The sequence below is a fragment of the Cohnella sp. GbtcB17 genome, assembly GCF_019091135.1.
GTDB lineage: Bacteria > Bacillota > Bacilli > Paenibacillales > Paenibacillaceae > Cohnella.
Window position 1 is genome coordinate 114,759 of sequence record NZ_JAGXJW010000018.1, and the last position, 6,880, is coordinate 121,638.

The 6,880-nt window shown below is 61.5% G+C and carries 7 protein-coding genes; 4 read left to right on the forward strand and 3 right to left on the reverse strand.

The annotated features are described in order from the left end of the window. The first annotated feature begins 39 nt into the window (after nt 1–39). From KVT38_RS12260 to KVT38_RS12270, 3 genes are all read left to right on the forward strand, one after another. Nucleotides 40–1,215, forward strand: coding sequence for a glycine C-acetyltransferase (locus KVT38_RS12260; RefSeq protein ID WP_217594007.1), 1,176 nt, complete (start codon nt 40–42; stop codon nt 1,213–1,215). A 65-nt stretch (nt 1,216–1,280) separates the two neighbouring features. Then, the gene (locus KVT38_RS12265; protein WP_217594008.1) at nt 1,281–2,231 is read left to right on the forward strand and encodes an aldo/keto reductase family protein; all 951 of its coding nucleotides are present in this window, start codon (nt 1,281–1,283) and stop codon (nt 2,229–2,231) included. A gap of 126 nt (nt 2,232–2,357) precedes the next feature. Beyond that, entirely contained in the window at nt 2,358–3,092 is a 735-nt protein-coding gene (locus KVT38_RS12270) for a class I SAM-dependent methyltransferase (RefSeq protein WP_217594009.1), read from the forward strand. 30 nt (nt 3,093–3,122) lie between these two features. Here KVT38_RS12270 and KVT38_RS12275 read toward each other — a convergent pair whose 3' ends face one another. From KVT38_RS12275 to KVT38_RS12285, 3 genes are all read right to left on the reverse strand, one after another. Further along, entirely contained in the window at nt 3,123–3,542 is a 420-nt protein-coding gene (locus KVT38_RS12275; RefSeq protein ID WP_217594010.1) for a DUF948 domain-containing protein, read from the reverse strand. A gap of 3 nt (nt 3,543–3,545) precedes the next feature. Continuing rightward, on the reverse strand, nt 3,546–4,187 hold the full coding sequence (locus KVT38_RS12280; RefSeq protein ID WP_217594011.1) for a general stress protein: 642 nt from the start codon (nt 4,185–4,187) through the stop codon (nt 3,546–3,548). 464 nt (nt 4,188–4,651) lie between these two features. Continuing rightward, complete coding sequence (locus tag KVT38_RS12285) at nt 4,652–5,977, reverse strand: PPK2 family polyphosphate kinase (RefSeq protein WP_217594012.1); 1,326 nt, start codon at nt 5,975–5,977, stop codon at nt 4,652–4,654. Between the two features lie 329 nt (nt 5,978–6,306). On the opposite strand from KVT38_RS12285, the gene KVT38_RS12290 reads away from it, so the two are divergent. Beyond that, entirely contained in the window at nt 6,307–6,741 is a 435-nt protein-coding gene (locus KVT38_RS12290) for a YciI family protein (protein ID WP_217594013.1), read from the forward strand. Nucleotides 6,742–6,880 lie beyond the last annotated feature (139 nt).

Below are 6,880 nucleotides of genomic sequence, written 5' to 3' on the forward strand. Positions count from 1 at the left end.
ACAATGGAGCGAAGATTGGAAGGAGTCGACATATACAAGATGGCAAACTTGGACTTTTTATCGAAGGAACTCGAACAGCTCCGGGCCGACGGCAGATACCGGCCGCTCACGGAATGGGAGGGCGGATCGGGCAGCTGGATGACGCTCGGCGGACGCCGGGTGCTCCAGATGTCCTCCAACAACTACCTGGGCTTGACCGTGCACCCGGAGCTGAAGCGCGCGGCGATCGAAGCGATCGAAAAATACGGCGTCGGCAGCGGCTCCGTCCGTACGATCGCCGGCACGCTCGACATACACGGCGAGCTCGAGCGCGAGCTGGCCGCGTTTAAGGGCACGGAGGCTACGCTGGTATTCCAATCCGGATTCACGACGAACCAGGGCATCCTCGGGTCGATCCTGGGTCCCGACGATGTCGTGATCAGCGACGAGCTCAACCATGCCAGCATCATCGACGGCATCCGGCTGACCAAGGCGAGCCGCAAAGTATACGCCCACAAAAATCTCGACCAGCTGGAGCACGCGCTGAAGGAGAGCGCGTCCTACCGGGCCCGCGTCGTCGTCACGGACGGCGTGTTCAGCATGGACGGCGACATCGCGCCGCTGCCGGCCATCGTCGAACTCGCGGAGCGGTACGATGCCGTCGTCTACGTCGACGACGCGCATGCCAGCGGCGTCCTCGGACGCAACGGCAAAGGCTCGACCGACCACTTCGGCCTTCATGGCCGGGTGCACATCCAGGTCGGCACGCTGTCCAAGGCGATCGGCGTATCGGGCGGATACATGGCTGGCTCCGCGCTGCTCAAGGATTATTTGATCCATAAGGCGCGCTCGTTTCTGTTCAGCACGTCGCAGACGCCTGCCGTCGCCGCATCGTGCCTGGCGGCCGTCCGCGTGCTCGGACGCAGTCCGGAGCTGATAGACCGGCTGTGGAGCAACGCGAATTATTGCAGAGAGAAGCTCCTCGCGCTCGGCTTCGACTGCGGCATGAGCGAGACGCCAATCATCCCGATCATCGTCGGCTCGCCCGCGGACACGATGCGCTTCTCCGACGCGCTGCTCGCGGAAGGCGTGTACGCGCAGGGCATCGTCTATCCGACAGTCGCCATGGACAAAGGAAGAGTCCGGCTAATCGTGACCGCTTCCCATACGCGGGAGGATCTGGACTTCGCCTTGGACGTGCTGGCCCGCACGGGGCGAACCGCCGGGCTGATCTGATTCATGCCGCCGACTGCGGTTGAATAGGATAGGAAGTATCTATTCAGCCGAAGGAGGAATTAAGTTTGGAGTATCGGAGACTGGGAGCCGCGGGAGTCAAGGTCAGCGAGATCAGCCTGGGAAGCTGGTTGACGTATGGCGGCTATGTGGGCAAGGAATCGGCCCGGCAGACGATACTTAAGGCGTACGAATCGGGCGTCAACTTTTTCGATACGGCCAACGTCTACATGCGCGGAGAAGCGGAGCGCGTCGTCGGCGAGGCGCTGTCGGGGCTTCCGAGATCTACTTATGTGCTGGCTACGAAGGTCAGAGGGCCGATGGGCGAGCTGCCGAATCAGCAGGGCCTGTCGCGCAAGCACATCATGGAGCAATGCGACGCCTCGCTCAAACGGCTGGGCGCCGATTATATCGATCTGTACTACTGCCATTATCCAGACGCGGATACGCCGATGGAAGAGACGTACCGGGCGATGGACGATCTGGTCAGGCAGGGCAAGGTGCTGTACGTCGGCTTCAGCAACATGTCGGCAGCGGACATCGCGCAGGCTGTCGGCATCGTCGAACGGCAAGGCTTGCATCCGATCGTCGCCAACCAGCCGCTTTACAACATGTTCGCGCCGGATATCGAGGCCGAGGTGCTGCCGCTATGCGACCGTCATGGCATCGGGCAGGTCGTCTACTCGCCGCTGGCGCAGGGCGTGCTGGCCGGCCGGTTCAAGTCCGTCGCCGACGTGGCCGGCTCGACCCGGGCGGCGGATGCGAACGGCAGCGAAGCCGTGCGGTCCTGGCTGAAGGAGGAGTACGTCGCCAAGGCGCGGACGCTGCAGGAGATGGCCTCCGACTTCGGACTGTCGCTGGCCCAGCTCGCGCTCGCCTGGACGCTGCGTCATCCGCAGGTCGCGAGCGCCATCATCGGCGCCAGCAGGCCGGAGCAGATCGAAGAGAACGTCCGCGCTTCGGGCGTCCGCCTCTCCGCCGAGCAGTGGGCGGAGTTCGAGGCTGTGCTCGGCCGATAATCGCGTCGTTTTGAACGTTAAGCCCCTGTCTTCCGGCAGACTGCCGGCGGCAGGGGCTTTTGCGCTGATACAGGATCGCTATACTTAAACAAGATCGACATTCGCAGCGGATGAGGAGGAACCTGAATGAAGGAGAACAAATACGACGACCCGCGTTTTTTTGAAAATTACAGCCGCATGCCGCGATCGGTCGGCGGCTTGGAGGCGGCAGGCGAGTGGAACGAGCTGCGTACGATGCTGCCGGATCTGGCGGGCAAGCGACTGCTTGATTTGGGCTGCGGCTACGGCTGGCACTGCCGGTATGCCCGGGAGCAGGGGGCAAGATCGGCGGTCGGCGTCGACCTGTCCGAGAAGATGCTGGAGCGGGCGCGGGAGATGACCGACGACCCTGCGATCTCGTATGTGCGGAGCGGCATCGAGGATTTCGACTTCGCGACGGACGCGTTCGACGTCGTGATGAGCTCGCTGGCGCTGCATTACGTGGCGGACTTCGGCGAGATCTGCAGGGGCGTGCACGCTTGTCTCTCGCCGGGCGGAACTTTCGTATTCACCGTCGAGCATCCGACGTTTACGGCTTTGGAAGCGCAGGATTGGCACTACGGTCCCGCAGGGGAGAAGCTGCATTGGCCGCTTGACCGCTACCACGAGGAGGGGCCGCGGCTCGCGAGATTTTTAGGACATGACGTCGTGAAGTACCACAGGACCGTAGCCGGCTATCTGAATCCTTTGCTTGAGGCGGGCTTTCGCATCGGCAAGCTGTCCGAGCTGAAGCCGACGGCCGACATGCTGGAGCGGCATCCCGATTGGGCGGAGGAGGTGCGCCGCCCGATGTTCCTGTTGGTCGCGGCGACCAAAGTCTGATGCGGGCAGCGCATTTTTGTTACAGGAATGTTATTTATGATAAAGGGTCGGCCTGCCGGCGCCGGCTTCCCGGACCGGCCGGTCCCCGATGCGAACGGCGATGCCTTGCAAGGGGGCGGGGGCGCCGTTTTCCGAGCTGGCCTTGTCTTCGGGACTAAGCGCCTCCTTCACCGAGTGCGCGATCGTGTGCAGGACGTCGCCGACCTCTTGCGTCGTCTCGAGCAGCGGATCGACGGTGTCGATGCGCCCTTTTACGTCCTTAACGGTCCGGTTCACGGTATGAATCAAAGCCGTTGCCTCATGCGTGGCCTGAAGGGCGGACTTTTTGACGTCGACCAGCGTGCGATTCGCTTCGTCGAGCGTCGCCATCGTCTTTTTCATCGTCTTGACGGCGTAGACGACGAACACCGACAGGGAGACGGAAGCGAGCGCCGCGCTTTTGCCGCGCATCGGTCACGCCTCCCGGGACTCGTGGGGAATGACGAGTTCCTTCACTGGCGTCTGTACGTCGCCGTCTTTGGCGTTAATATAGACGCGCATTTCATCGGCAGGCTCGCGAGCGGCGGCTTCCGGTAGCGGAGACTGCTCGAACGAAACCGCGCTTGAGCGGGGCTCGATGGCGCCGTATGCCTGGAAAATGCTTTCTACGCGCGACCTTTCCTCGCCGCTTGCCTTCACGATGACGAGCAGATGGTCCTGCTCGACCAACGTCTTGTAGATCTCGGCCTCGCGATCGGGAATGCCGAGTCCGACCAGGCCGCCGATGAGCGTGCCCGTGCTGCCGCCGACGGCCGCGCCGGCGATGACGGTCGCGATCGGGCCGGCCGCGAGCAGCGGGCCTAGACCCGGAATGAACAGCAGGCCAGCCGTGGCGAGAAGTCCGGCGGTCCCGCCAAGGAAGGCTCCCGCCACGCCGCCCGTCACCATGCCTTCCGCGCTGTTCGTGCCGGTGACCGTGTCCACGTGATGGACGGCTTCCCGTTTATGGCTGACGACGGAGATGTCGTCCTTGCTCCAGCCTGCCGCCTTCAGCGCTTCGATCGCGCCGATGACATCCTGTTCGTTTCTAAACGTCCCAACGACCGGTGTATGCATCGCAATCGCCTCCATACTGTTTTTTCGCTGGCCGCGCCAGCTGAATACTCATACTTCACCACCTCGGAAATGGAAATAACAGGGTGGACAAGCAGCTGGCGAAGTTTATTTTTGGAGGCTTGTACCGCATATGGCGCTAATTATTAGCCGAAATGATGAGACTTTGCGTTTCTCGCCAAGTGTGCACGTAGATCGATAGTTCGCGGGTCTGCGGGGTTGAAGGGTAACAAGTGTGCACGTAGATCAATGGTTCGCGGGTGGGCGGGGTTGAGAGGTAACAAGTGTGCACGTAGATCGATAGATGGCGGGGCGGCAGGGTTGAAGAGCAACAAGTGTGCACGTAGATCGATAGTTCGCAGGTCGGCGGGGTTGAAAGGTAACTGGAGAACCTGCGCCTGTCTCCGCGCAGCCCCGCCAAAAAAACAAAGAACCTGCCATCGACCTTGGCAGGTTCTTTAAGTTGCCTAGCTTTCCTTCGTCCTCCGGCCTCGTCTGCTTGGCGGCTTGGGCGTGACCGGCTCGCTCGGAGCGTCCTCCGCAGGTGTCGCCGGAACCGCTGCTTCGGTCGCGACCGAAGCTTGCTTGCGTGGCCCCCGGGGCCTTGCGGCAGTCTCTCGCGTTCCGGGCGCCGCCTTTTCGACAGCCTCCGCCGTTTTGTCGCTCGCCGCTTGCTGACCGGCGTTCGTCGCTTTGCCGGCGGCGGCTTTCCTGCCGGCTCGCGCCGGTTTGCCCTCCGCAGCTTTCGCGCCAACATCGGCAGACTCGCCGGCGGCCGTCTCCCCGCTAGCAGCGACCCGCTTGCGCTGCGCAGTTTCCTTGGCGACAGCGGCTGATGAATTTGCGCCAATCGCCGCCTGGTCGCCTTCGTTTTCCTCGTCAGCCTCGGCCGCTGAAGCCTGTTTCCCAACTTCGTCCGCGGCGTTCTGCCGCTCATCGCCTTCTACAACCTTGCGCTTCGCGGCTGCCAGCTTGGCCCGCGTTTCCTCGTCCAGCTCCAGCTCGCCGAAGCGCTCGATATCGATCTCCGGATACGCGAGGTCCAGCGACTCGAACGCTTCCGTTATAATTTTCAGCACGCGGTAATCGCGGTACCAGCGCTTGTCGGCAGGGACGATATGCCATGGGTTGCGCTTCGTGCCGGTCGCCTCGAAGACGTCTTCGTAGGCGCGGACGTACTCGTCCCAATGCTGCCGCTCCTTGAGGTCGTTCGGATCGAACTTCCACAGTTTGTCGGGCCGGGTGAGCCGATCTTGCAGCTTCTCCAGCTGAAATTCCTTGGAGATATGCAGAAAAATTTTAATGACCAGCACGCCGCTGTCGGCAAGCAGCTTTTCGAAGTGCTTGATATGCTCCAGACGCCGCGCGGTTTCTTTTTTATCGATGAGGCCATGAACGCGGGTGATCAGCACTTCCTCGTAATAAGAGCGGTTAAAGGAGGCGATGTATCCCTTTTGAGGGACCAGCTTGTGGGTTCGCCACAGGAAGTCGTGGGCCGCTTCCTCCGCGGTTGGCGTCTTGAAACTCTCGGCGCGGTAGCCTTGCGGATTGAGCGCGGACAACACCTTTTTCACCGTGCCGTCCTTGCCGCTGCAATCCATCCCCTGAAATACGATCAGCACGCCGTGCGAGCGGCTCGCATACAGCTTTTCCTGCGCTTCCTGCAGTCGGTCGCGAAGTGCCTCGATCTCGGCTTCCACCTGTTCCTTGCTCTCGATATCTCCCGTATCGCGGGGGTCGAAATCCTTCAGGGATACGGGTCGCTTGCGGTCAAGCCTGGTGCGGTCGGCCATGCGCTCTCCTCCGATTCTCGCTCGAATATGGGACTGACGAGGTGCTCGTTTCTACGATTATAGCATTCCGCGACATAAAACTAGAAACGCAATAGCCGAGCAGGCTCCCTGTCTCTTAAAGCGCGTTCCGTGTTATCATTTGGCTAATATCGGAAACCGGGCGGCGAAAGGAGATGAACGGATGTTTATTCGTTCATTGGAAGACCGGGCATCGAAAAATTATTTTTGAATGCATGTCGATTCGGCCGTCAGGCGCTCGTCGTGTTTATGAAAGCCAAAGGAACGACAGCCTAGGAGCTGCCGGTTCCCATCCAAAGGAGGAAAACAAAATGCGTTTTATGATGATCGTCAAAGGAACTACGGATTCGGAAGCGGGCGTTATGCCGAGCGAGGAACTGGTCGCGGCGATGCAGCGGTACAACGAGGAGCTGGCCAAGCCGGGCGTGCTGGTGGCGGCCGACGGGCTTCACCCCACTTCGTCCGCCGTTCGAATCTCCTACCCGGAGGCGGGAGGCAAGCCCAAGATTACGGACGGACCGTTCACCGAGGCCAAGGAGATAATCGCCGGATTTACGATGATCGAGGTGAAGTCGAAGGAAGAAGCGCTCGAGTGGGCGCTCCGGATGCCGGATCCGCACGGATTTGGGCAAGGCCAGATCGAGCTTCGGCAGATTTTTGACATGACGGACCTGACGCAGGATCCGGAAATGCTGGCCAAGGAGCAGGCGCTGCGCGAGCGGCTTGAAGGACCGCGCAAGGCATGAGCGACCGGGCCGCGCATCGCGCGATCGACGCCGTCTGGCGAATCGAGTCGGCCAAGCTGATCGCGCGCCTGGCGACGATGGTGCGCGATGTCGGCCTGGCGGAGGATCTGCTCGAGCTGATCGCCTCGATGGCGTTGTT